Here is a 1,555-nt window from a genome sequence, read left to right as displayed (position 1 = left end):
TCTTCTCAAAGCAGAATACCAAAGTAACATCGAACAAGCCCGCCAAAGCCTTGGCGGTCTCTCCGGCAATGGTGTCGGCATTCGTATTCAGCATGTGCCCGTCTCCATCGTGTGTCAACGGAGCCATCACGGGAACCACACCCTTATGAATGAGGTCTGCCAAGAAAGCATCATTCACCTGCTTCACATCGCCCACAAACCCATAATCCACCTCCTTCACGGGACGCTTTACCGAACGGATTACATCCATATCGGCTCCCGTCAAGCCCAGTGCATTGACACCACGCGCCTGCAAGCCGGCAACGATATTCTTATTCACCAGTCCGCCATACACCATGGTCACCACCTTCAGCGTTTCGGTATCAGTGATGCGGCGGCCATTCACCATTTTACTTTCAATACCCAGTTGGGCAGCGAGCTTCGTGGCCGAGCGTCCGCCTCCGTGTACCAAGACCTTGTAGCCTTCGATGGCTGCAAAGTCATCCAATAACTTATAGAGGGTGGCTTCCTCTTCTACAATCTTGCCACCCACCTTTATTACAGTCAGTTTCTCCATTTTATTCCAAATAAGTATATCCGTACAGTCCGGAACGGTAATTAGACAAGAATTCCTTCCCTTCTTCCACAGAGATACGCCCTTCCTTGACGGACTGCGTCACCCAAGTTTCCAGCGTACGTACCAGTTTTTTAGGATTATATTGCACGTAGTCCAACACCTCAGCCACCGTCTCGCCGTCAATCAGTTGGTCGATGGTGTAGCCTTTGGAATTGACAGACACATGCACGGCATTCGTATCACCAAACAGATTGTGCATATCTCCCAGAATCTCTTGATAAGCTCCGACCAGAAAAACCGCCAGATAGTAGTGTTCCTTGTCGCGCAACGAGTGCAGCGGCAGGGTGGTCGTATCGGCACGCGAGCTGACGAAATTGGCAATTTTGCCGTCCGAGTCGCAAGTCATATCCTGCAAGGTAGCCTCGCGGTCGGGTCTTTCATCCAGCCGTTGTATGGGCATGATGGGGAACATCTGGTCGATAGCCCAGGAATCGGGCAATGACTGGAACAGCGAGAAGTTACAGAAATACTTGTCGGCAAGCAGCTTGCTCAACTTGCGGAATTCCTCGGGGCAGTGCTTCATGCCGCTGGCAATGGAGTTGATTTCGCGGCAGATACTCCAGTAGAGTTTCTCTATTTGTGCACGCGTATTCAGGTCGACGATGCCATGGCTGAAAAGGTCGAGTGCCTCTTCGCGTATCTGCTGCGCATCGTGCCAAGGTTCCAGCATACTGCGCTGGCTCAGATTATCCCAGATGTCATACAGTTCCTTCACCAGTTCGTGAGCATCCTCTCCCGGTTCCCAGTCGTCGTCCATTTCGGGCAGGGAAGCCGTTTCCAGCACTTCGAAGATAAGCACGGAGTGATGGGCAGTCAGGCTGCGTCCCGTCTCGGTAATGATATTGGGATGAGGGAACCCGTGTTTGTCGGCAACATCGACGAAAGTCGACACCACATCGTTGACATATTCCTGGATGGAATAGTTGACGGAGCTTTCGC

At 51.9% G+C, this 1,555-nt stretch carries 2 protein-coding genes; both read right to left on the bottom strand.

The annotated features are described in order from the left end of the window. Positions 1 to 556 (bottom strand): acetylglutamate kinase (gene argB, locus RDO88_RS13490; protein WP_307759846.1); only part of this gene is annotated, 556 nt, incomplete at its 3' end. Between the two features lies 1 nt (position 557). Continuing rightward, positions 558 to 1,555, bottom strand: a 998-nt coding sequence (gene speA / locus RDO88_RS13485; protein ID WP_307759845.1) for a biosynthetic arginine decarboxylase, incomplete at its 5' end; no start/stop codon positions are given.

This window comes from uncultured Mediterranea sp. (genome assembly GCF_902493215.1).
Lineage (GTDB): Bacteria > Bacteroidota > Bacteroidia > Bacteroidales > Bacteroidaceae > Bacteroides.
This window is presented reverse-complemented; position numbering and strand designations above follow the sequence as displayed.